At 63.0% G+C, this 21829-nt stretch carries 20 protein-coding genes and 1 riboswitch; of the genes, 3 read left to right on the plus strand and 17 right to left on the minus strand.

Going from position 1 to position 21829, the window contains the following annotated elements; all coding sequences use genetic code 11:
• Positions 1–35: 35 nt before the first annotated feature.
• From NKJ04_RS08625 to NKJ04_RS08705, 17 genes are all read right to left on the minus strand, one after another.
• Positions 36–1706 (minus strand): ribonuclease J, encoded by a 1671-nt coding sequence (locus NKJ04_RS08625; RefSeq protein WP_352674346.1) that lies wholly within the window; start codon positions 1704–1706, stop codon positions 36–38.
• Positions 1707–1824: 118 nt separating this feature from the next.
• On the minus strand, positions 1825–2646 hold the full coding sequence (locus NKJ04_RS08630; RefSeq protein ID WP_023812378.1) for a biotin--[acetyl-CoA-carboxylase] ligase: 822 nt from the start codon (positions 2644–2646) through the stop codon (positions 1825–1827).
• A 5-nt stretch (positions 2647–2651) separates the two neighbouring features.
• Positions 2652–4088: an NADH-quinone oxidoreductase subunit NuoN gene (gene nuoN, locus NKJ04_RS08635; RefSeq protein ID WP_352612443.1), complete on the minus strand. Its 1437-nt coding sequence runs from the start codon at positions 4086–4088 to the stop codon at positions 2652–2654.
• A gap of 18 nt (positions 4089–4106) precedes the next feature.
• Complete coding sequence (locus NKJ04_RS08640; protein WP_127331476.1) at positions 4107–5612, minus strand: NADH-quinone oxidoreductase subunit M; 1506 nt, start codon at positions 5610–5612, stop codon at positions 4107–4109.
• Positions 5612–7585: an NADH-quinone oxidoreductase subunit L gene (gene nuoL, locus NKJ04_RS08645; protein ID WP_352674349.1), complete on the minus strand. Its 1974-nt coding sequence runs from the start codon at positions 7583–7585 to the stop codon at positions 5612–5614. The genes NKJ04_RS08640 and nuoL overlap by 1 nt, the downstream gene beginning before the upstream one ends.
• Before the next feature lie 10 nt (positions 7586–7595).
• Positions 7596–7904 (minus strand): NADH-quinone oxidoreductase subunit NuoK, encoded by a 309-nt coding sequence (nuoK, locus tag NKJ04_RS08650; protein ID WP_010910101.1) that lies wholly within the window; start codon positions 7902–7904, stop codon positions 7596–7598.
• Between the two features lies 1 nt (position 7905).
• Positions 7906–8526, minus strand: coding sequence for an NADH-quinone oxidoreductase subunit J (locus NKJ04_RS08655; RefSeq protein WP_352674351.1), 621 nt, complete (start codon positions 8524–8526; stop codon positions 7906–7908).
• A 238-nt stretch (positions 8527–8764) separates the two neighbouring features.
• On the minus strand, positions 8765–9256 hold the full coding sequence (gene nuoI / locus NKJ04_RS08660; protein WP_023812382.1) for an NADH-quinone oxidoreductase subunit NuoI: 492 nt from the start codon (positions 9254–9256) through the stop codon (positions 8765–8767).
• Positions 9256–10299, minus strand: coding sequence for an NADH-quinone oxidoreductase subunit NuoH (nuoH, locus tag NKJ04_RS08665; RefSeq protein WP_352674353.1), 1044 nt, complete (start codon positions 10297–10299; stop codon positions 9256–9258). The genes nuoI and nuoH overlap by 1 nt, the downstream gene beginning before the upstream one ends.
• A 2-nt stretch (positions 10300–10301) precedes the next feature.
• Complete coding sequence (gene nuoG / locus NKJ04_RS08670) at positions 10302–12383, minus strand: NADH-quinone oxidoreductase subunit NuoG (protein WP_352674355.1); 2082 nt, start codon at positions 12381–12383, stop codon at positions 10302–10304.
• A 73-nt stretch (positions 12384–12456) separates the two neighbouring features.
• Positions 12457–13146 (minus strand): helix-hairpin-helix domain-containing protein, encoded by a 690-nt coding sequence (locus NKJ04_RS08675; protein ID WP_352674356.1) that lies wholly within the window; start codon positions 13144–13146, stop codon positions 12457–12459.
• Positions 13147–13217: 71 nt separating this feature from the next.
• Positions 13218–14522 carry an NADH-quinone oxidoreductase subunit NuoF gene (gene nuoF, locus NKJ04_RS08680; RefSeq protein ID WP_023812385.1) on the minus strand — a complete coding sequence of 435 codons (1305 nt, stop codon included), beginning with the start codon at positions 14520–14522 and terminating at the stop codon, positions 13218–13220.
• Between the two features lie 10 nt (positions 14523–14532).
• Positions 14533–15813, minus strand: a complete 1281-nt coding sequence (locus tag NKJ04_RS08685; RefSeq protein ID WP_352674357.1) for an NADH-quinone oxidoreductase subunit E — start codon at positions 15811–15813, stop codon at positions 14533–14535.
• Positions 15814–17004: an NADH-quinone oxidoreductase subunit D gene (locus tag NKJ04_RS08690; RefSeq protein ID WP_352674358.1), complete on the minus strand. Its 1191-nt coding sequence runs from the start codon at positions 17002–17004 to the stop codon at positions 15814–15816.
• Positions 17005–17607 carry an NADH-quinone oxidoreductase subunit C gene (locus tag NKJ04_RS08695; protein WP_352674360.1) on the minus strand — a complete coding sequence of 201 codons (603 nt, stop codon included), beginning with the start codon at positions 17605–17607 and terminating at the stop codon, positions 17005–17007.
• Positions 17608–17611: 4 nt separating this feature from the next.
• A complete protein-coding gene (locus tag NKJ04_RS08700) occupies positions 17612–18193 on the minus strand; it encodes a NuoB/complex I 20 kDa subunit family protein (RefSeq protein ID WP_013531090.1) in 582 nt (193 codons plus the stop codon).
• Positions 18184–18549, minus strand: coding sequence for an NADH-quinone oxidoreductase subunit A (locus NKJ04_RS08705; RefSeq protein WP_010910112.1), 366 nt, complete (start codon positions 18547–18549; stop codon positions 18184–18186). Before NKJ04_RS08705 ends, NKJ04_RS08700 begins: the two co-directional genes overlap by 10 nt.
• Before the next feature lie 332 nt (positions 18550–18881).
• Here NKJ04_RS08705 and NKJ04_RS08710 point away from each other — a divergent pair, with 332 nt between their 5' ends.
• From NKJ04_RS08710 to cobW, 3 genes are all read left to right on the plus strand, one after another.
• Entirely contained in the window at positions 18882–20081 is a 1200-nt protein-coding gene (locus NKJ04_RS08710) for a winged helix-turn-helix domain-containing protein (RefSeq protein WP_352674362.1), read from the plus strand.
• Positions 20082–20110: 29 nt separating this feature from the next.
• Positions 20111–20314: riboswitch (cobalamin riboswitch) on the plus strand.
• A gap of 38 nt (positions 20315–20352) precedes the next feature.
• Positions 20353–20781 carry a DUF1636 family protein gene (locus tag NKJ04_RS08715; protein ID WP_352674364.1) on the plus strand — a complete coding sequence of 143 codons (429 nt, stop codon included), beginning with the start codon at positions 20353–20355 and terminating at the stop codon, positions 20779–20781.
• A gap of 2 nt (positions 20782–20783) precedes the next feature.
• A complete protein-coding gene (cobW, locus tag NKJ04_RS08720; protein WP_352674366.1) occupies positions 20784–21821 on the plus strand; it encodes a cobalamin biosynthesis protein CobW in 1038 nt (345 codons plus the stop codon).
• Positions 21822–21829 lie beyond the last annotated feature (8 nt).

Genomic DNA, 21829 nt, shown 5'->3' on the forward strand with positions numbered 1-21829 from the left:
ATTCCCCTATTCCCCTATTCCCCTACTCCCTTTCGTCACCTTGTGACGAATACAGTCACCAGCGGCTTCTTGCCCCAGGCTTCGTTGGCGGCGCCGCGCACGGCGCGCCGCACTGCTTCTTGTACCAGGTCGAGGTCTTTTCGGCGCTGACGGGGGATCGAGTCCACCGCGCCGATTGCCGCATCGATCATCAAGTCTTCCAGCGACTCGCCACGGCCATCGGCCTCGGCGACGCCGATGGCGACCAGGTCGGGGTCGCCGGCAAGCTCATATTTGTCGTCCAACACGACATTGACCGCCACGTGGCCGGCAAAGGACAGCTTGCGCCGGTCACGGATGCCCATCGCCTGATCGGTGCCGATCAGTCTGCCATCCTTGTAGATACGACCGAACGGCACCTGATCCATGATGGTGGCTGGGCCGGGAGCAAGCCTGAGCATGTCGCCGTCGCGCACCTGCGCCACCTGGCCGATGCCCGATGTCGACATCAGCGAGCCCTGCGCCACCAGATGTGCCGCCTCGCCATGCACGGGAACGCCGATCTGCGGGCGCACCCATTCATACATCTTGCGCAATTCGCTGCGCCGCGGATGGCCGGAGACATGCACCAGTGCATCGCCGTCCTCTATGATCTTTACGCCGAGGTCGATGAGACGGTTCTTGATCTCGAGGATCGCCTTCTCGTTGCCGGGAATGGTACGCGAGGAAAACACCACCGTGTCGCCTGCCGTCAGTGACACCGACTTCATCTCTTCGCGCGACAGCTTGGCCAGTGCGGCCAACGGCTCGCCCTGGCTGCCGGTGCAGATGATGACCAGGTTTTCGCGGGGGATGAAACCGAAATCCTCCTCGGCGATGAACTCCGGCAGACCGTCCATGTAGCCGAGTTCGCCGGCCACATCGATGACCCGCTTCAGCGAACGGCCAAGCACCAGGCACTGGCGTCCGGCATCGCGCGCCGCTTTGGCGATCGAGACGATGCGTCCGACATTGGAGGAGAATGTGGTGACGGCGACACGGCCCTTGGCAGCCTGGATGACGCCCTTGAGGCCCTCGCCCACAGCCACTTCCGAAGGCGAATCGCCTTCGCGCAACGCATTGGTCGAATCGCAGATCAGCGCCAGAACGCCCTTGTCGCCATAGGCGCGGAAACGCGCCTCGTCGGTCTTCGGCCCGATCGTCGGCTCCGGATCGATCTTCCAGTCACCGGTATGGATGACGGTGCCTGCCGGCGAGGTGATCGCCAGCGACATCGGCTCGGGAATCGAGTGCGCGACCGGAATGGCTTCGATCTCGAACGGGCCGACGGTGAATTTTTCGCCCGCCCGGTAGATCGTGACCGGTATTTTCGGCGCGCCCTGCTCGCCTTGCCGCTTGGCTTCCAGCAGGCCGGCGCTGAACGGCGTCATCCAGACCGGCGCCTTCAGCTTCGGCCATGTGTCGAGCAGAGCGCCGTAATGGTCTTCATGCGCATGCGTGATGATGATGCCGCGCAGATTGGCGAGGTTCTCCTCGATGAAGCGCGTGTCGGGCAGCACCAGGTCGACGCCCGGCAGGCTGGCATCCGGGAAGGTCACTCCGACATCGATGACGATCCATTCGCGCGCATTGGGCGGCCCGTAGCCGTAAAGAGCGAAGTTCATGCCGATCTCGCCGACGCCGCCGAGCGGCACGAAGACGAGTTCGGCGGTTTCCGCTTTCGCCATGATTTTTCCCTTCCTGGCCCTCAGGCCAAGCCCAAAAAGCAATTCCGGGAAAAGTGTGTAACGGTTTTCCCACCGGAGTTGCGCAAAAACAAACAGTTAGAACCGTTCATGAACGGCCCTATGCCCTGGCCGAAGCGACCGCGCCGAAATGCACATCGCCGGCGGCGATCGTCCGAACCGAACCTTCATCGTCGCGGATCACGAAACGGCAGTCCTCGTCAATGGTCTCGAACACCCCACGCACCACATTACCGTCAATTCTGACAGCAACCTCGCCGCCGAGCCCCGCAGCACGATCAAGCCACCGACGCCTGACGGCGGCAAGTCCGCGCCCCTCGTCCCACAACCGGGCATTCTCGCTCCAGGCATCCGACAGCGCCAGGAAAAGTGTTTCCGCATCGCATGCCGCACCCAGCGCGCTGAGTGATGTTGCGGGATAGGGCAAATCCTCGGGGTATGCCACCACATTGACGCCTATGCCGACCGCCACCGCGAAACGGCCGCCTTCCAGAATTGCCGATTCCAGCAGGATGCCGGCCAGCTTGGCGCCGGAGGCAAGCACGTCGTTCGGCCATTTCAGCTCGAAACGGTTTTTCCCTTCGCTGCCACCGTCGAGGCCGATGGCGATCCGGCCCTTCGGCACCACGGCATCGAGTGCATCGGCCAGCGCCAGCCCGGCGACGAAGCCCAGCGTCGCGGCAAGGCGAAGCTCTGCCTTGGTGATGACCAGCAGCGTCGCCGCGAGGTTGCCTTCGGGGGTTGCCCAGACGCGGCCGCGCCGGCCACGCCCGCTTTCCTGTTTCTTGGAAACGACCCACAATTTGCCGGGGTCGCCTGCCCTTGCGTGGTCCAGTGCCAGCGCATTGGTGGAGCCGACGCTCTCATGCGCCTCGAGCCGGAACCCATCCGACGCCGAGGTTGGAGCCAGCCGAAATGCCATGCCGATTAGAAAAACGTCTTGGCGGCGGCTTCGGCATAGGTGCCGATCGGCCCGCCGATCAGCACGTAGAACAGCACGAAGGCGCCGGAGACGCCGAGCACGACACGCAATTCCGTCGCCATCGGCACGAAACCGCCGACCGGTTCGTCGAACCACATGATCTTGATGATGCGCAAATAGTAATAGGCGCCCACCACCGAGGCCAGCACGCCGATGATCGCCAGCGCATAGAGATTGGCGTTGATGGCGGCGAGGAAGACGTACCATTTCCCCCAGAAGCCGGCGAGCGGCGGGATGCCGGCCAGCGAGAACATCAGGATGGTCAGGATCGTCGCCATGATCGGATTGGTCGACGACAGGCCGGCCAGCTCGCTGATCTGCTCGACATTGCCTTCCTTGCGCCGCATGGCGAGGATGAAGGCGAAGGTGCCGAGCGTCATCACCAGATAGATCAGCATGTAGATGGCAACGCCGCGCACGCCGGCCTGGCTGTTGGCGGCAAGGCCGACCAGCGCATAGCCCATATGGCCGATCGAGGAATAGGCCATCAGCCGCTTGATGTTGGTCTGGCCGATGGCGGCGAAAGCACCAAGCGCCATCGAGGCGATCGAGATGAAGACGATGATCTGCTGCCAGTCGGAGGCGATCGGCTTGAACGCACCCATGGTGACGCGCACCATCAGCGCCATCGCCGCCATCTTCGGTGCTGCCGCCAAAAAGGCCGTCACCGGTGTCGGCGCGCCCTCATAGACATCTGGCGTCCACATGTGGAACGGCACCGCCGAGATCTTGAAGGCAAGGCCCGCCAGCACGAAGACGAGGCCGAAAACGAGACCGAGCTGGCGCTCGCCGCTGCCGAGCGCAGAAGCGATCTCCTGGAAGCCGGTGTTGCCGGTGTAGCCGTAGACCAGGCTGATGCCATAGAGCAGCATGCCCGACGACAGCGCGCCGAGGACGAAATATTTGAGGCCTGCTTCGGTCGAGCGCAGATTGTCGCGATTGATCGCGCACAGCACATAGATCGCCAGCGACTGCAGCTCGAGCCCGAGATAGAGGCCGATCATGCTGTTGGCCGAGATCATCAGCATCATGCCGAGCGTGCAGAGCAGGATCAGCACCGGATATTCGAACTTGTCGAAGCGTTCAGCTTTGGCAAAGCGCATCGACATCACCAGCGTCACCGCCGAGCCGACCAGCGCCAGCACCTTCATGAAGCGGGCGAAGGAATCCTGGATGAAGGCATTGCCGTAAGCGCTGCCCTGCCCGGTTCGGAAGATCAGCCAGGCGCCCGCGATCGCCAGCACGGCAACCGCAAGGCCGGTTACCGTGTTGGCCGTGTTGGCGCGCGAATAGGCTCCGACCATCAGCAGCGCCAGCGCGCCGACGGCAAGGATCAGCTCTGGCGTCGAGAGCGACAGGCTGGAGAGAAGGTCCGGCGTCATGGTTCGCAAAACCTCTGGTCAGTTCGCCGCCGCGGTCTGCGCGGCGCCGATGGATGCAGTGACATTGGTGACGAGCGACTTGACCGATTCGGCCGTCGCGTCGAAGACCGGGGCGGGATAGACGCCGAAGAAGATGACCAGAACGACCAGCGGGTAGATGATCACCTTCTCGCGCAGCGACAGATCGAGCAGGCCCTTCAGGCTGTCCTTGGTCAGCGCACCGAAGATCACCCGGCGGTAGAGCCAGAGCGCGTAGGCGGCCGACAGGATGACGCCGGTGGCGGCGAAGAACGCCACCCAGGTGTTGACCCGGAACACGCCCAGCATGGTCAGGAACTCGCCGACGAAGCCGCTGGTACCGGGCAGGCCGACATTGGCCATGGTGAAGATCAGGAACACCGTGGCGTATTTCGGCATGTTGTTGACCAGGCCGCCATAGGCGGCGATCTCACGTGTGTGCATGCGGTCGTAGATGACGCCGACGCACAGGAACAGCGCGCCGGAGACGAGGCCGTGGCTGAGCATCTGGAAGATCGCGCCCTGCACGCCTTCCTGGTTCATGGCGAAGATGCCCATGGTGACGAAGCCCATATGAGCAACCGACGAATAGGCGATCAGCTTCTTCATGTCTTCCTGCATCAGCGCCACCAGCGAGGTGTAGATGATGGCGACGACGGACAGCGCAAAGACCAGCGGCGCGAACATTTCCGACGCCAGCGGGAACATCGGCAAGGAGAAGCGCAGGAAGCCGTACCCGCCCATCTTCAACAGGATGCCGGCCAGGATGACGGAGCCCGCCGTCGGCGCCTCGACGTGCGCGTCGGGCAGCCAGGTGTGCACCGGCCACATTGGCATCTTCACCGCGAAGGAGGCGAAGAAGGCAAGCCATAGCCAGGTCTGCATGTTGGCCGGGAAGTTGTGGGTCAGCAGCGTCGGGATGTCGGTTGTGCCGGACTGGAAGAACATCGCCATGATGGCGAGCAGCATCAGCACCGAGCCGGCGAGCGTGTAGAGGAAGAACTTGAACGAGGCGTAGACGCGCCGCTTGCCGCCCCAGACGCCGATGATGATGAACATCGGGATCAGGCCGGCTTCGAAGAAGACGTAGAACAGCACGATGTCCAGCGCGCAGAACACGCCGATCATCAGCGTTTCGAGCAGCAGGAAGGCAATCATGTAGGCCTTGACCCGCTTCTCGATCGATTCCCACGACGCCAGGATGCACAGCGGCATCAGGAACGTCGTCAGGATGACGAACAGCATCGAGATGCCGTCGACGCCCATATGGTAGGAAATGCCGGAGTCGAGCCAGGCGACCTTCTCGACGAACTGGAAGCCGGACTGCGAATTGTCGAATCCGGTCCAGATGAACAGCGAGATGATGAACGTGAACGTCGTCGTCAACAGCGCGATGGCGCGGATGTTGCGGCGTGCATTTTCGCTGTCGTCATTGATGAACAGGATAAGCAGCACACCAACCAGCGGCAGGAAGGTGACCAGCGAGAGGATTGGCCAGGCGGTCATCAGAGCATCATCCAGGTGACGAGTGCGGCAACGCCGATCAGCATGGCGAAGGCATAGTGGTAGAGATAGCCGGTCTGCAGCTTGACGACGCGGTCGGTGACATCGACGACGCGCGCCGAAATGCCATCCGGGCCGAGGCCGTCGATGATGGTGCCGTCGCCGGTCTTCCACAGGAAATGGCCGAGGCGCTTGGCGGGCCGCACGAACAGGAAGTCGTAGAGCTCGTCGAAATACCACTTGTTGAGCAGGAAGGCGTACAGCCCGCGATGCTGCGCGGCGAGGTTGACCGGCATTTCCGGCGAGCGGATGTAGAATTTCCAGGCCAGCGCGAAGCCGATCAGCATGGCGATGAAGGGCGACAGTTCGACCCACAGCGGCAATTCGTGGATGTCGTGCAGGATGTGGTTGTCAGGCAGCGTGAACAGCGATGCCTTCCAGAACTCGGCATAGCCCTCGCCGATGACGGCGCCGTGGAAGATGACGCCGGCAAACAGTGCGCCAGCGGCCAGGATGAACAGCGGCACCAGCATCACAGGCGGCGATTCATGGACGTGGTGCATCACTTCATGGCTCGCCCGCGGCTTGCCGTGGAAGGTCATGAAGATCAGCCGCCAGGAGTAGAAGGAGGTGAAGCAAGCGGCGACGACCAGAGCCACGAAGGCCATGCCGGCAACCGAATTGTGGCCGGCAAAGGCGCTCTCGATGATGGCGTCCTTGGAGAAGAAGCCGGCGGTGCCGATGACCGTCACCGGAATGCCGACGCCGGTCAGCGCCAGCGTGCCGATCACCATCATCCAGTAGGTGGTCGGGATCAGTTTCCTGAGGCCGCCCATCTTGCGCATGTCCTGCTCGTCGGACACGGCATGGATGACCGAGCCCGAGCCGAGGAACAGCAGCGCCTTGAAGAAGGCATGCGTGAACAGGTGGAAGATCGCCGCGCCATAGGCGCCGACGCCGAGTGCGACGAACATGTAGCCGAGCTGCGAGCAGGTCGAGTAGGCGATGACGCGCTTGATGTCGTTCTGGACGAGACCGACCGTCGCCGCGAAGAAGGCGGTGAAGGCACCGATGAAGGTCACGACAGTCAGCGCCGAATGCGACAATTCGAACAGCGGCGACAACCGGGCCAGCATGAACACGCCGGCCGTCACCATGGTGGCGGCATGGATCAGCGCGGAAACCGGCGTCGGGCCTTCCATGGCATCCGGCAGCCAGGTGTGCAGCGGCACTTGCGCCGACTTGCCCATGGCGCCCATGAACAGCAGCAGGCAGACGATCGTCATGGCCGCCTGCTTGTCCAGCGCATAGCCGAGGAAGGTCAGCACCGCGGCGCCGTGCGGGGCGCCTTCGGCCGGAATGAACGTTGCCGCATTGGCGAAGATGGTGCCCAGATTGACCGAGCCGAACAGCACGAACACGCCGAAGATGCCGAGTGCGAAGCCGAAATCGCCGACGCGGTTGACGACAAAGGCCTTGATTGCCGCGGCATTGGCCGACGGCTTCTTGTACCAGAAGCCGATCAGCAGGTAGGACGCCAGCCCCACGCCTTCCCAGCCAAAGAACATCTGCACGAGGTTGTCCGCCGTCACCAGCATCAGCATGGCGAAGGTGAACAGCGACAGATAGGCGAAGAAGCGCGGCCGGTTCGGATCGTGGTGCATGTAGCCGATCGAATAGATGTGGACCAGCGCCGAGACGGTGTTGACCACCACCAGCATGACCACCGTCAGCGTGTCGATCCGGAGCGCCCAGGACGCTTCCAGCCCACCCGACTGTATCCAGCGCAGCACCGGCACGGTGAACACCTCGCCATGGCCGAAACCGATGGTGAAGAACGCGACCCACGACAGCACGGCCGCGATCACCAGGAAACCGGAGGTGATGTATTCGGACGCCTTGGCGCCGAGCGACGTGCCGAACAGGCCGACGATCAGGAAGCCGAGCAGGGGAAGGAAGACGATGGCCTGATACATGGTGGTTCCGTCAACCCTTCATCATGTTCACGTCTTCGACCGCGATCGAGCCGCGGTTGCGGAAGAAGACGACGAGAATGGCAAGTCCGATGGCGGCCTCGGCCGCCGCGACCGTCAGCACGAACAGCGCGAACACCTGACCGACCAGATCGCCGAGTGCCGCCGAAAAGGCGACGAAATTGATGTTGACCGCCAGCAGGATCAGTTCGACCGACATCAGGATGACGATGACGTTCTTGCGGTTCAGGAAGATGCCGAACACGCCGAGCGTGAACAGAACAGCCGATACGGTCAGATAATGTGCGATGCCGACAACCATCTCAGAGTCCCTCGCCTGTCTTGACCTTGCGGATTTCCATGCCGGTCGCCGGCGTGCGGCCGACCTGGGCCGCGATCGACTGCCGCTTGACGCCCGGCTTATGGCGCAGCGTCAGCACGATGGCGCCAATCATGGCGACCAACAGGATGAGGCCCGAAATCTGGAAGTAGTAGAGGTAGTCGGTATAGAGGATGTCGCCGAGCGCGGCGGTGTTGGTCCGCGTGGCGAGATCCGGAATGGGCTTGGAGACCGTCGAAGCGAGCTGCGGCGCGAACGTATAGCCGCCGAGAACGACGATCAGCTCCGCCGCCAGGATCAGCCCGACCAGCGCGCCGATCGGCGCATATTGCAGGGAGCCTTCCTTCATCTCGGCGAAATCGACGTCGAGCATCATGACGACGAACAGGAACAGCACCATCACCGCGCCGACATAGACGACGAGCAGGATCATCGCCAGGAACTCGGCCCCGGTCAGCATGAACAGGCCGGCGGCGTTGAAAAAGGTCAGGATCAGGAACAGCACCGAATGCACGGGGTTGCGCGACGAAATGACCATGAACGCCGACGCCACCGCGACAAAGGCGAAGAGGTAGAAAAAGGCCGCCTCTAGTCCACTCAACATTGGGGATCCCCCGGGTTCCTGTACGAACAGGACGCTCGTCCTGTTTGTTGTCTCTGGCCTGGTTCCGCCTCCGGTTCCAAAGCCGCGTTGTCCTAGCCCATGTTCCGATCGGGTTGAAAGGCCCGATCGAAAGAAACATGGGCCACTCTGTATCCGGAGCATGATCTGGTCCGAAAAGTCCGCAACTTTTCGGGATCATCCTCTGGACGAGGCCCCTGCCCCGCCCATGCGTCAAATATCAGCGGTAGGGCGAGTCCAGCGAGATGTTGCGCGCCAGTTCGCGCTCCCACCGGTCGCCATTCGCCAACAGCTTGTCCTTGTCGTAGTAGAGTTCCTCGCGTGTCTCCGTCGCGAATTCGAAATTCGGCCCCTCGACGATGGCGTCGACCGGGCAGGCTTCCTGGCAGAAGCCGCAATAGATGCACTTCACCATGTCGATGTCGTAGCGAACCGTGCGGCGCGTGCCGTCATTGCGCCGCGGACCGGCCTCGATGGTGATGGCCTGCGCCGGGCAGATCGCCTCGCACAATTTGCAGGCGATGCAGCGTTCCTCGCCATTGGGATAGCGGCGCAACGCATGCTCGCCGCGGAAGCGCGGACTGGTCGGCCCCTTCTCGTGCGGATAATTGATCGTCTCTTTCGGCGCGAAGAACTGGCGCATCGACAGGAAGAAAGCGCTGACGAAATCCTGCAGCAGCAGCGATTTGGCGGCTTGGGAAAGAGCGGACATCACGCAAACCCCGTGATCTTGAGGAAGGCCGCGGTGGCGACCACCATGAACAGCGAGATCGGCAGGAACACTTTCCAGCCAAGCCGCATCAATTGGTCGTAGCGGTAGCGCGGCACGAACGCCTTCACCATGGAGATGCCGAAGAACACGAAGCAGACTTTCAGCACGAACCAGATGACGCCCGGCACCCAGGTGAACGGCGCGAAGTCGAAGGGCGGCAGCCAGCCACCGAGGAACAGGATGGTGGCCAGCGCGCACATCAGCACGATGGCGACATACTCGCCGAGGAAGAACAGCAGGAACGGCGTCGACGAGTACTCGACCATGTGGCCGGCGACCAGTTCCGATTCGGCTTCCACCAGATCGAAAGGCGGCCGGTTCGTCTCGGCCAGCGCCGAGATGAAGAAGATGATGAACATCGGAAACAGAGCCAGCCAGTTCCAGTCGAGGAACGTATTGGGCAGGCCAAGCCGCGTACCGATACCATCATGCTGCGACAGCACGATATCGGTGAGGTTGAGCGAGCCCGCGGTGAGCAGCACGGTGACGATGACGAAGCCGATCGAGACTTCGTAGGACACCATCTGAGCCGCCGAACGCAGCGCGCCGAGGAACGGATATTTCGAGTTGGAGGCCCAGCCGCCCATGATCACGCCGTAGACCTCGAGCGAGGAGATGGCGAAGACATAGAGGATGCCGACATTGACGTTGGCGATCGCCCAGCCCTGATTGACCGGGATGACCGCCCAGGCCGAGATCGCCAGCACCGCCGACACCAGCGGCGCCAGCAGGAACACGCCCTTGTTGGCGCCCGATGGAATGATCGGTTCCTTGAAGACGAATTTCAGCAGATCGGCGAAGGCTTGCAGCGTGCCCCAAGGGCCGACGACGTTCGGGCCACGGCGTAGTTGCACCGCCGCCCAGATCTTGCGGTCGGCGTAGAGGATGTAGGCGACGAAGATCAAAAGCACGACGATCAGCACGACCGACTTCAACAGGATCAGCAGCGCCGGCAGCACGTAGAAGGAGAAGAAAGTGTCCATGCTTATTCCGCCGCCTGCTTGAAGCCGCTCTTGGCCAGTGCCGAGCATTCCGCCATCACGGCCGATGCCCGCGCGATCGGGTTGGTCAGGTAGAAATCCGTCACCGGCGACGTAAAGGTGCCCTTGTTCAGCCGCCCGCCGAGCTTCGCCACCCCAGCGATGTCCTCGGCATTGCCGGCCGCGACCTGGTCGATACGGGCCAGATGCGGGTATTCGCCATAGAGCTTGGCGCGCAGTTGCGGCAGCGAATCGAACGGCAGTTTCTTGCCCAGCACATCCGACAGTGCCCGCAGGATCGCCCAGTCCTCGCGCGCCTCGCCCGGCGCGAAGCCGGCGCGGTTGGTCTGCTGCACGCGGCCTTCGGTGTTGACATAGGTGGCCGACTTTTCCGTGTAGGCGGCCGCCGGCAGGATGACATTGGCGCGATGCGCGCCCTGGTCGCCATGCGTGCCGATATAGACGATGAAGGCGCCGCCGGTCTTGGCCATGTCGATCTCGTCGGCGCCGAGCAGGAACAGCAGCTCCATTTCGCCCAGCATGCCGGCGACGGTCTTGCCGCCCTCGCCCGGCACGAAGCCGAGATCGAGGCCGCCGACACGTCCGGCCGCATTGTGCAGCACGGCAAAGCCGTTCCAGTCGGCGCGGGCAGCGTTGACGGCGGCGGCGAGCTTGGCCGCCTGGCCGAGCACGGCCGCGCCATCGGCACGCGCCAGCGCACCCTGGCCGACGATGATCAGCGGATGCGTCGCCTTCTTCAGCACCTGGAAGAACTTGCCATTGCCATCCGCCAAATCCTTCAGCGAATCCGGTCCGGCGCCCAGCTGTTCGTAGTCGTAGCGCGTGTCGCCGACATCGCCGATGACGCCGACCGGCAGATTGCCGATCCGCCAACGCTTGCGGATGCGGGCGTTGAGCACCGAAGCTTCATAGCGCGGGTTGGCGCCGATGATCAGCACCGCGTCGGCCTGCTCGATGCCTTCGATGGTCGGGTTGAAGATGTAGCTCGCCCGGCCCAGCGCCGGATCGAGTGCGGCACCATCCTGGCGGCAATCGGTATTCTTCGAGCCAAGCGAAGCCATCAGCAGCTTGAGCGCGTAGATTTCCTCAACCGCGGCAAGATCGCCCGATATGGCGCCGATCTTCTCGGGTGCCGCCTTCGATACCGCGTCCTTGATCGCGGCAAAGGCCTCGGCCCAGCTTGCCGGCGCGAGCTTGCCGTCCTTGCGCACATAAGGGCGATCGAGACGCTGTGTGCGCAGACCGTCCCAGATGAAGCGGGTCTTGTCGGAGATCCACTCCTCGTTCACCTGTTCGTTGACGCGCGGCAGGATCCGCATCACTTCGCGGCCCCGGCTATCGACGCGAATCGCCGAGCCGACCGCATCCATCACGTCGATGGATTCGGTCTTGGTCAGCTCCCACGGTCGCGCCTGGAAGGCGAATGGCTTCGAGGTCAGCGCGCCGACCGGGCAAAGGTCGATGACATTGCCCTGCAGCTCCGAGGTCATCGCCTGTTCGAGATAGGTGGTGATCTCTGCATCCTCGCCACGGCCGATCAGGCCCAGTTCGGAAATGCCGGCGACTTCGGTGGTGAAGCGGACGCAGCGCGTGCAGTGGATGCAGCGATTCATCACCGTCTTGACCAGCGGTCCGATGTATTTGTCTTCGACCGCGCGCTTGTTCTCGTGATAGCGCGAGGAATCGACGCCGAACGCCATCGCCTGGTCCTGCAGGTCGCATTCGCCGCCCTGGTCGCAGATCGGGCAATCCAGCGGATGGTTGATCAGCAGGAACTCCATCACGCCTTCCCGGGCCTTCTTGACCATCGGCGTGTTGGTGAAGATTTCCGGCGCCTCGCCATTCGGGCCGGGACGCAGGTCGCGCACATTCATGGCGCAGGAGGCCTGCGGCTTGGGCGGCCCGCCCTTCACCTCGATCAGGCACATGCGGCAATTGCCGGCGATCGACAGCCGCTCATGGAAGCAGAAGCGCGGCACTTCCGCGCCAGCGTCTTCAGCCGCCTGCAGCAGCGTGTAGTGGTCGGGTACAGTGATCTCTTTCCCGTCGACCTTGAGCTTTGCCATTCGCCTCAAACCCCTGCGGAGTTCCCGCAATCTCTTTTTCCGGACGCGGTCGAGACCACGTCGGGCACTTCATTCACTTCTTGACGGCGAGCGCCGCCGCTTGGGCTGTCCAATCGTCGCGGCCGATGCGGCCGCCGAGCGACAGATAGTCCTCGACCCAGGCAACCTCTTGCGGCGTCCATGCCGCGATCTGGGCATACGTCCAGATGCCGAGGCCGTTGAGAACCTTTTCCAGCTTCGGCCCGATGCCCGAGATGGCCTTGAGATCCGCCGGTTTGGCCGGCTTCTCCATGGCGTTGGGCTGCCTGAAATCCTCGGGCATCAGCGCATCGCCGGCGCCGCCCGTAGCCGGAGCCGCATTTGCGGCCGGCACGGCAGTGGCGGCTTCCTTGGCGGCAATATCGGTGACCTCCCGGGCGAAGGACTGCGCCTCGGCGATCATGGTTTTCGCCGTCGCCCGCGCCTTGGTGGAGGAAGAGTTCGGATCGTCGAACTGCGCGACGCGCGCCTCGAAATCATCGACGATCGGCTGCAGCAGCCGTTGCGAGGCCTCAGTCGCTCCCGAAAGCGCGCCCAGCCAGACGCCGAAAGCGTGGTTGGCGAGCCCGAGGCCAAGCGCCGACATCGCCGCCGCACCCGCCACGGGATGCACGAAAAGGTTGACGGCGCTGGCCATCTCCTTCGGCATCATCCTGGTCAAGTCCTGGTTCATCTTCTCGATCTGGTCCAAATTGGGCATCAGCGGGTTCGAATACGGCGCCATAGAGTTCTCCTGGTCGTTTCTTCGTTCGCCCCGCCCTTCGCTGCGGACTTTCATCCGCATAAAACGTTATTCTATTCCGCCGCCACCATCACAGGCTCGGCCCGGTGCGCATTGCGCGAAAACTCGTCGATGCGCCGCTCCACTTCGCCGCGGAAATGCCGCATCAGACCCTGGATCGGCCATGCCGCCGCGTCGCCCAGCGCGCAGATCGTGTGGCCCTCGATCTGCTTGGTGACGTCGAGCAGCATATCGATCTCGCGCTTCTGCGCCTCGCCGCGCACCAGCCGTTCCATCACCCGCCACATCCAGCCGGTGCCTTCGCGGCATGGCGTGCACTGCCCGCAGCTCTCGTGCTTGTAGAAGTAGGAAAGCCGCGCAATCGCCTTCACGACATCGGTCGACTTGTCCATGACGATGACAGCCGCGGTTCCAAGGCCGGATTTGAGGTCGCGCAAGGCGTCGAAATCCATTGGCGCGTCGATGATCTGCTCGGCCGGCACCAGCGGCACCGAGGCGCCGCCCGGTATGACCGCCAAAAGATTGTCCCAGCCGCCGCGAATGCCGCCGCAATGCGTCTCGATGAGCTCGCGGAACGGGATCGACATCGCCTCCTCGACCGTGCACGGATTGTTGACGTGGCCGGAGATGCAAAACAGCTTGGTGCCGACATTATTTGGCCGGCCGAAGGACGAGAACCAGGCCGCACCGCGGCGCAGGATGGTCGGCGCAACCGCGATCGATTCGACATTGTTGACCGTGGTCGGGCAGCCATAGAGGCCGACATTGGCAGGGAATGGCGGCTTCAGCCTGGGCTGGCCCTTCTTGCCTTCGAGGCTTTCGAGGAGCGCTGTCTCCTCGCCGCAGATATAGGCACCGGCGCCGTGGTGCATGTAGATGTCGAAATCATAGCCGGAGGTGTTGTTCTTGCCGATCAGCTTGGCCTCATAGGCTTCCTCGATCGCGCGCTGCAGCGCCTCGCGCTCGCGGATGAACTCACCGCGCACATAGATGTAGGCGGCAATCGCGCCCATGGCGAAACCGGCAAGCAGCGCGCCCTCGACCAGCGTGTGCGGGTCGTTGCGCAGGATGTCGCGGTCCTTGCAAGTGCCGGGCTCGGATTCGTCGGCGTTGATGACGAGATAGCTCGGCCGGCCGTCGCTCTGCTTGGGCATGAACGACCATTTGAGCCCTGTCGGGAAGCCTGCGCCGCCGCGACCGCGCAGGCCCGACGCCTTCATCTCGTTGACGATCCACTCGCGCCCCTTGGCAACGATGCCGGGCGTGTTGTCCCAGGCGCCGCGCGCCATCGCGCCGGCCAGCGACTTGTCGAACAGGCCGTAGATATTGGTGAAGATGCGGTCTTTATCCCCGAGCATTTTTCGTCCCTCAGACCGGCTTCTTGCCGAAGACGCGGATGTATTCGGCCACGCCACCCTTGGCGAGCGCCTTGGCCTGCTTGACCCAGTCGTCGCGATCGATGCGGCCCTGGAAAGAGAGATAGCCATCCACCCACTCGCTTTCGGCCTTCTTCCACGACGCGACCTGCGCGAAGGTAAAAATGCCCAGCGTATGCAGGATGCCCTCGATCTTGGGGCCGACGCCGGAGATCAGCTTTAGGTCATCGACCTGTACCGGTTTATCGATGCCGGCCGGACGGTTCTTGTCCTCGAGCGACGGTTTGGCCGGCTTGGCTGCCGGTACCTTGACCTCCGGCGCCTTGAAGGCGGATGCCGGCTCGGCCTTGGTTATTGGACCGTTGCGCTGCTTGGAAACCTGCTCGACCTTGGAGTCTGCCTTGTTGGCATTGGCGGCCGAATGCAGTGGGGCGGCAACGCTCGCCGCCTTTTCGACCGCCGGCGCGACCTTGGTTTTCGAAGGCGTCTTCAATGCCGGGCTGGTTTCAGGGGCGTCGGTCTTCGGCTTGCTGGTGTTGGATGGTGCGACAGGGGCCGCAGCCGGTGCCGGCACGGGCGCTGCGATGATCGCGTCGGGCGCCGCCCTGGCGGCCTTGGCTGCCTCCCTGGCTTCCCTTTCGCGGGTCGACTTGAGGATCGCCTTTTCGCTCTTCAGCGTGGTGAGGCCGGAGGCCGGCTCCGAGCCGGTACGGCCGTTCTGCGGCCCCGGTTCCACCGAAGCACCCTTGCCGGCGTCATAGAGATCGATGATTTCAGCCAGGCGTTCCGGCGTCAGATCCTCGAACGTGTCTTTGAAGATCATGACCATCGGCGCGTTGACGCAGGCGCCAAGGCATTCGACCTCTTCCCAGGACAAGGTGCCTTTGTCGTTGGCGTGGAACTGGTCGTGATGGATCCTGGAGCGGCAGACATCCATCAGCGCTTCCGAACCGCGCAGCATGCAGGGCGTGGTGCCGCAGACCTGGATATGCGCACGCGTGCCGACCGGATTCAGCTGGTACTGCGTGTAGAAGGTCGCGACCTCGAGCCCGCGGATACGCGGCATGCCGAGCATGTCGGAGATCGTCTCGATCGCCGCCTTCGTCACCCAGCCTTCCTGCTCCTGTGCGATCATCAGCAGCGGGATGATGGCCGACTGCTCACGGCCCTTCGGATATTTCTTGATCCATTGCTTCGCAGCCGCGGCATTCGCCCGGTTGAAGGCGAAGGATGCTGGCTGGGCGCTGGCTTCTGCGAGACGGCGGACTGACATTTAGCGATCGACCTCACCAAACACGATGTCGAGGGAGCCGAGAACGGCGGTGACGTCGGCCAGCATGTGGCCGCGGCAGAGGAAATCCATCGCCTGCAGATGCGCGAAACCCGGCGCGCGCAGCTTGCAGCGGTAGGGCTTGTTGGAGCCGTCGGAAACCAGATAGACGCCGAATTCGCCCTTCGGCGCTTCGACGGCGGCATAGACCTCGCCGGCGGGTACACGATAACCCTCGGTGTAGAGCTTGAAGTGATGGATCAGCGCTTCCATCGAGCGCTTCATCGCCTGGCGCTTGGGCGGCACCACCTTGCCGTCGAGGTTCGACACCGGGCCGGCGCTTTCCTTGCCGAGCAGGAGATCGACGCACTGGCGCATGATCTTCGCCGACTGGCGCATTTCTTCCATGCGCACGAGGTAGCGGTCGAAACAGTCGCCGTTCTTGCCGATCGGAATGTCGAAATCCATTTCCGAATAGCATTCATAGGGTTGCGACTTGCGCAGGTCCCAGGGTGCACCCGAGCCGCGCACCATCACACCCGAAAAACCCCAGGCCCAGGCATCGGCCAGCGAGACGATGCCGATATCGACATTGCGCTGCTTGAAGATGCGGTTGCCGGTCAGCAGCTGATCGAGGTCGTCGATCGACTTCAGGAACGGGTCGATCCACTTGCCGATGTCCTCGACCAGCTTCTGCGGCAGGTCCTGATGGACGCCGCCGGGACGGAAATAGGCGGCATGCATGCGCGAACCGGAGGCGCGCTCATAGAACACCATCAGCTTTTCGCGCTCGACGAAGCCCCACAGCGGCGGCGTCAGCGCGCCGACGTCCATAGCCTGCGTCGTCACATTGAGGATGTGCGACATGATGCGGCCGATTTCGCAATAGAGCACGCGGATCAGCTGCCCGCGTTTCGGCACTTCGATGCCGAGCAGGCGCTCGGCGGCCAATGCGAAGGCGTGCTCCTGGTTCATCGGCGCGCAATAGTCGAGCCGGTCGAGATAAGGGATCGCCTGCAAATAGGTTTTGGCTTCGATCAGCTTTTCGGTACCGCGATGCAAGAGCCCGATATGCGGATCGACGCGATCGACGACTTCGCCGTCCAGTTCCAGCACAAGGCGCAAAACGCCGTGCGCCGCAGGGTGTTGCGGGCCGAAATTGATGTTGAAGTTGCGGACCGAAGTTTCAGCCATTTACTGCTTTGCCTTCTCGTCACCCGGCAGCACGTAATCCGTACCTTCCCACGGGGACAAAAAATCGAAATTGCGGAATTCCTGCTTGAGCTCGACCGGCTCATAGATGACGCGCTTGGCCTCGTCGTCGTAACGCACCTCGACGAATCCGGTCAGCGGGAAATCCTTGCGCAGCGGATGGCCTTCGAAACCGTAGTCGGTCAGCAGGCGACGCAGATCGGGATGGCCCGAAAACAGCACGCCGTAGAGATCGTAGGTCTCGCGCTCGAACCAGTCGGCGCCGGGGAACACGCCGGTGATCGACGGCACCATGGTTTCCTCGTCGGCCTGCACCTTGACGCGGATGCGCACATTCTGCTTCGGCGACAACAGGTGGTAGACGACGTCGAAGCGCTTGGCCCGCGACGGATAGTCGGCGCCGCAGACGTCGACGATCGAGATGAACTGGCAGCGCGCATCGTCGCGCAGGAAGGTCATCACCTCGACCACATCGCGTGGCTCGACTTGAACGGTGAGTTCGCCATAGGCAATCGCCGCGTCGTTCACGCGGCCGATCAGCTTCTCGCCGAGATATGTCGACAGTTCGCTCAGGGATGCGGTCATGGATTTACCGTTCGATCGTGCCGGTGCGGCGGATCTTCTTCTGCAGCAGAAGAATGCCGTAAAGCAACGCTTCGGCGCTCGGCGGGCAGCCGGGCACATAGATGTCGACCGGCACGATGCGGTCGCAGCCGCGCACCACCGAATAGGAATAATGGTAGTAGCCGCCGCCATTGGCGCAGGAGCCCATCGAGATGACGTAGCGCGGTTCCGGCATCTGGTCGTAGACCTTGCGCAGCGCCGGCGCCATCTTGTTGGTCAGCGTGCCGGCGACGATCATGATGTCGGACTGGCGCGGGGACGCACGCGGCGCGACGCCGAACCGCTCCGAATCATAGCGTGGCATCGAGGTGTGGATCATCTCGACCGCGCAGCAAGCGAGGCCGAACGTCATGAACATCAGCGACCCGCTGCGCGCCCAGGTGATGAGCGCCTCGGTCGAAGTGACCAAAAAGCCCTTGTCGGCCAACTCATTGTTGATCTCGAGGAAGAAGGGATCGTCCTCCCCCACCGGCCTGCCGGTGTTGGGATCGATAATACCCTTGGGCTTCGGCGCGACGAGGGTGCCTGAACTGTCGTTCAATCCCATTCCAGCGCTCCTTTTTTCCATTCATAGGCAAAGCCGATGGTCAGCACCGCCAAAAACACCATCATCGACCAGAAACCGAGCATGCCGATCTTCGAAAACGACACCGCCCACGGAAACAGGAAGGCCACTTCCAGGTCGAAGATGATGAACAGGATCGACACCAGGTAGAAGCGGATATCGAACTTCATGCGCGCGTCGTCGAACGAGTTGAAACCGCACTCGTAGGCGGAAAGCTTTTCGGGATCGGGATTGCGGTAGGCCACCAGGAAGGGTGCGGCCAGCAGCGCCAGGCCGACAACCAGCGCCACGCCTATGAACAGGACGATGGGCAGGTATGAGCTCAAGAGTGCGTTCATGCTCGGCTTTCCGTTGGTGCCAATCCACTTTGATTTACAGCACCGGACCCTAATGCGGAAGCGTGACAGTTTAACCGCTGAACCGTTTTAAGGGCCTATGCTGCAACGCGGCGAGGGTTAGCGCAGCACTTCCAGCGAAGCAAGTCAAACCTTGTTCAAAACACCGACCTGGACGGCATATCGCGGCAAACTGGTCCGATCCGCTCCTGTTTGATTTCCTTCGCTTTTCACTCCACTTTTCTCTCCTGACATGGATGCCGCCAAAACCCTGCTAGCATGGGTTGGAATCAGCCATTCGACCCTCGGTCAAAACACTTCAAAGTGATGCCTGCATGAAGGAAAAGATCTCGCTCCCCACGGCCCGTCGCATCGCGCTTGCCGCCCAGGGGTTTCTCGATCCCCGCCCGACCGGTACGCCCGACCGCCGGCATTTTGCTCGCACCCTCTCCCGCACCGGTCTGTTGCAGATCGATTCCGTCAGCGCGGTGGTGCGCGCTCATTATATGCCGCTCTATTCGCGCCTTGGCCCCTACCCGTTCTCGCTGCTCGACAACGCGGCCGTGACGCGCAAGCGCACGGTTTTCGAATACTGGGCGCACGAGGCCTCCTTCCTGCCGGTCGAGACATACCCGCTGATGCGCTGGCGCATGCAGCGCGCCGAGCGCGGCGAGGAAATGTATCTGGGGCTCGCCAAATGGGGCCGCGAACACGCTGCCTATATCGAAGAGATCTACCGTCAGGTCGCCGAGCGCGGCCCGATCGCCGCTTCCGCGCTGGAGGGCCAGAAAGGCTCGGGCGGCTGGTGGGGCTGGAGCCATGCCAAGCACGCCTTCGAATGGCTGTTCTGGGCCGGCCGCATCACCACGGCGCACCGTCGCGGGTTCGAGCGTTTTTATGACCTGCCCGAGCGCGTGCTGCCGCAGGCGGTCCTCGACCTGCCGGTGCCCACGCCCGAGGACGCGCACCGCGAATTGCTGCGCATTTCCGCCCGCGCCCACGGCGTGGGCACTTCAGGCGATTTGCGCGATTATTTCCGCCTGTCGCCGGCCGATATGAAAGGCCGATTGGAGGAACTGGTTGAAACGGGCGAGTTGCTGCCGGTGCGTGTCGAAGGCTGGGACAAGCCCGCCTATCTTCACAAAGACGCCCGTCTGCCCCGAAAGATCAAGGCCCGCGCCCTGCTGGCGCCGTTCGATCCGGTCGTCTTCGAGCGCTCGCGCACGGAGCGGCTGTTCGATTTCCATTACCGCATCGAGATCTACACGCCGGCCGACAAGCGGCAATACGGCTATTATGTCCTGCCGTTCCTGCTCGGCGACAGGATCGTGGCACGCGTCGACCTCAAGGCCGATCGCCCGGCCAGCATACTGCGCGTCCATGCGGCCTATGCGGAGGCTGGCGCGCCGCCTGAAACCGCTGCAGAGCTGTTCGAGGAATTGAAGCAGATGCAGGGCTGGCTCGGTCTCGAACGCATGGAAGTGACCCCGGCCGGCGATTTGGGTCCGGCGCTGGCCGACATCGCCATGTCGTAAGCTCGCGTTGACACCGCCGCCCGCAAAAGCCTAAATCCGGTTCAGATGGTCTCTTGCCCGCAACGGCAAGAGCTAAGAGGGAATGCGGTGCGGGGCAAAATCCCAAATCCGCGGCTGTCCCCGCAACTGTAAGCGAAGAGCCAAGGCCGAAAGCCACTGGGGAGTTCCCGGGAAGGCGGCTACCAAGGCGATGACCCGCGAGCCAGGAGACCTGCCGTCTGCGACTTTAGAATCCGATCGCCCGGCGGGTTTCCGGGCAAGGAGCCCGATCTTGGACCACGACAGCAGTTTTTCGGCTGGCACAGCGGATATCTCGTCCGGCCATGATGATGCCTTGGCCGGCGTCACCATCATCGTCTGCGCCTCCTGCCGCGATGAGACCGGCGCCGACGCTCATCCCCGCGCCGGCGAATTGCTGGCGGACGACACGCGCCGCGCCGCATCTGGCGACGACATCCGCATCCGCAGCGTCGAATGCCTCGGCAATTGCAAGCGGCGCCTCAGCGCCGCCATCCTGCGCGACGGCTGCTGGAGCTATGTCTTCGGCGACCTGACCACGACCGGCGGCGCCGACCTCGTGACAGGCGCCAAGCTCTTCGCCACCTCGAAGGACGGCCTGATTCCATGGCGCGGCCGCCCCGATAGCCTGAAGCGTGGCCTCGTTGCCCGCATCCCTCCCCTCGACCTGTTGAAGGACTGATCATGACTGCTTCCGTCTCGCGCGTTCCCTGCACCGTCGTCACCGGCTTCCTCGGCGCCGGCAAGACGACGCTGGTCCGCCATCTCCTGGAAAACGCCGGCGGCAAACGCATTGCCATCATCGTCAACGAATTCGGCGACATCGGCATCGACGGCGAGATTTTGAAGGGCTGCGGCATCGACACCTGCCCGGAGGAAAACATCGTCGAACTGGCCAATGGCTGCATCTGCTGCACCGTCGCCGACGATTTCGTGCCGGCGCTCGACAAGATCCTCGCGCTGACGCCGAGGGTCGACCACATCCTGATCGAAACCTCGGGCCTGGCGCTGCCCAAGCCGCTGGTCCAGGCCTTCCAGTGGCCGAGCGTGAAGAGCCGCGTCACAGTCGATGGCGTCATCGCCGTGGTCGACGGCCCGGCGCTGGCCGAAGGCCGCGTCGCCAACGACATGGACGCCTTGCAGGCGCAGCGCGCCGGGGACGAGACGCTCGACCATGACGATCCGGTGGAAGAAGTGTTCGAGGATCAGATCGCCTGCGCCGACCTGATCATCCTGTCGAAGAGCGACCTGATGGACGCCGCCGGCACCGCCCGCGCCAACGCCATCATCAACGAACATTCCGCCCGCGCGGTGAAGATCGTGCCGACGTCGCATGGCAAGGTCGATCCCTCCGTGCTACTCGGGCTCGGTCTCGCCGTCGAGGACGACATCGAAAACCGCAAGTCCCACCATGACGGCGCATTCGACCATGAGCATGACGACTTCGACACCTTCATCGTCGACATTGCCTCGATCGCCAATCCGGACGAGTTGGCAAAGCGCGTCGCCACCGTCGCCGAAGAAGAGAACGTGCTGCGCGTAAAAGGCTTCGTCGAGGTCGGCGGCAAGCCCATGCGGCTCTTGCTGCAGGCCGTCGGGCCGCGCGTCAATCATTACTATGACCGCGCCTGGACCGCGCAGGACGACCGCCGCTCGCGTCTCGTCGTCATCGGCCTGAAGGGGCTGAACCGCCCGGCGATCGAGCGTATACTCGCCGGCTGATCTCGGAC

Origin of the sequence: Mesorhizobium sp. M0618, from assembly GCF_040320765.1 — a bacterium.
In the GTDB taxonomy this organism is placed as follows: Bacteria; Pseudomonadota; Alphaproteobacteria; order Rhizobiales; family Rhizobiaceae; genus Mesorhizobium.

Coding starts and splice junctions, on each gene's coding strand:
- NKJ04_RS08695 (WP_352674360.1), bottom strand. CDS start 17,607: ATGACCGCATCCCTGAGCGAACTGTCGACATATCTCGGCGAGAAGCTG.
- nuoI (WP_023812382.1), bottom strand. CDS start 9,256: ATGTCCGCTCTTTCCCAAGCCGCCAAATCGCTGCTGCTGCAGGATTTC.
- nuoF (WP_023812385.1), bottom strand. CDS start 14,522: ATGCTCGGGGATAAAGACCGCATCTTCACCAATATCTACGGCCTGTTC.
- nuoN (WP_352612443.1), bottom strand. CDS start 4,088: ATGACGCCGGACCTTCTCTCCAGCCTGTCGCTCTCGACGCCAGAGCTG.
- NKJ04_RS08700 (WP_013531090.1), bottom strand. CDS start 18,193: ATGGGATTGAACGACAGTTCAGGCACCCTCGTCGCGCCGAAGCCCAAG.
- nuoG (WP_352674355.1), bottom strand. CDS start 12,383: ATGGCAAAGCTCAAGGTCGACGGGAAAGAGATCACTGTACCCGACCAC.
- NKJ04_RS08655 (WP_352674351.1), bottom strand. CDS start 8,526: ATGTTGAGTGGACTAGAGGCGGCCTTTTTCTACCTCTTCGCCTTTGTC.
- cobW (WP_352674366.1), top strand. CDS start 20,784: ATGACTGCTTCCGTCTCGCGCGTTCCCTGCACCGTCGTCACCGGCTTC.
- nuoH (WP_352674353.1), bottom strand. CDS start 10,299: ATGGACACTTTCTTCTCCTTCTACGTGCTGCCGGCGCTGCTGATCCTG.
- NKJ04_RS08630 (WP_023812378.1), bottom strand. CDS start 2,646: ATGGCATTTCGGCTGGCTCCAACCTCGGCGTCGGATGGGTTCCGGCTC.
- nuoL (WP_352674349.1), bottom strand. CDS start 7,585: ATGTATCAGGCCATCGTCTTCCTTCCCCTGCTCGGCTTCCTGATCGTC.
- NKJ04_RS08675 (WP_352674356.1), bottom strand. CDS start 13,146: ATGGCGCCGTATTCGAACCCGCTGATGCCCAATTTGGACCAGATCGAG.
- NKJ04_RS08690 (WP_352674358.1), bottom strand. CDS start 17,004: ATGGCTGAAACTTCGGTCCGCAACTTCAACATCAATTTCGGCCCGCAA.
- NKJ04_RS08705 (WP_010910112.1), bottom strand. CDS start 18,549: ATGAACGCACTCTTGAGCTCATACCTGCCCATCGTCCTGTTCATAGGC.
- NKJ04_RS08625 (WP_352674346.1), bottom strand. CDS start 1,706: ATGGCGAAAGCGGAAACCGCCGAACTCGTCTTCGTGCCGCTCGGCGGC.
- NKJ04_RS08640 (WP_127331476.1), bottom strand. CDS start 5,612: ATGACCGCCTGGCCAATCCTCTCGCTGGTCACCTTCCTGCCGCTGGTT.
- NKJ04_RS08710 (WP_352674362.1), top strand. CDS start 18,882: ATGAAGGAAAAGATCTCGCTCCCCACGGCCCGTCGCATCGCGCTTGCC.
- NKJ04_RS08685 (WP_352674357.1), bottom strand. CDS start 15,813: ATGTCAGTCCGCCGTCTCGCAGAAGCCAGCGCCCAGCCAGCATCCTTC.
- nuoK (WP_010910101.1), bottom strand. CDS start 7,904: ATGGTTGTCGGCATCGCACATTATCTGACCGTATCGGCTGTTCTGTTC.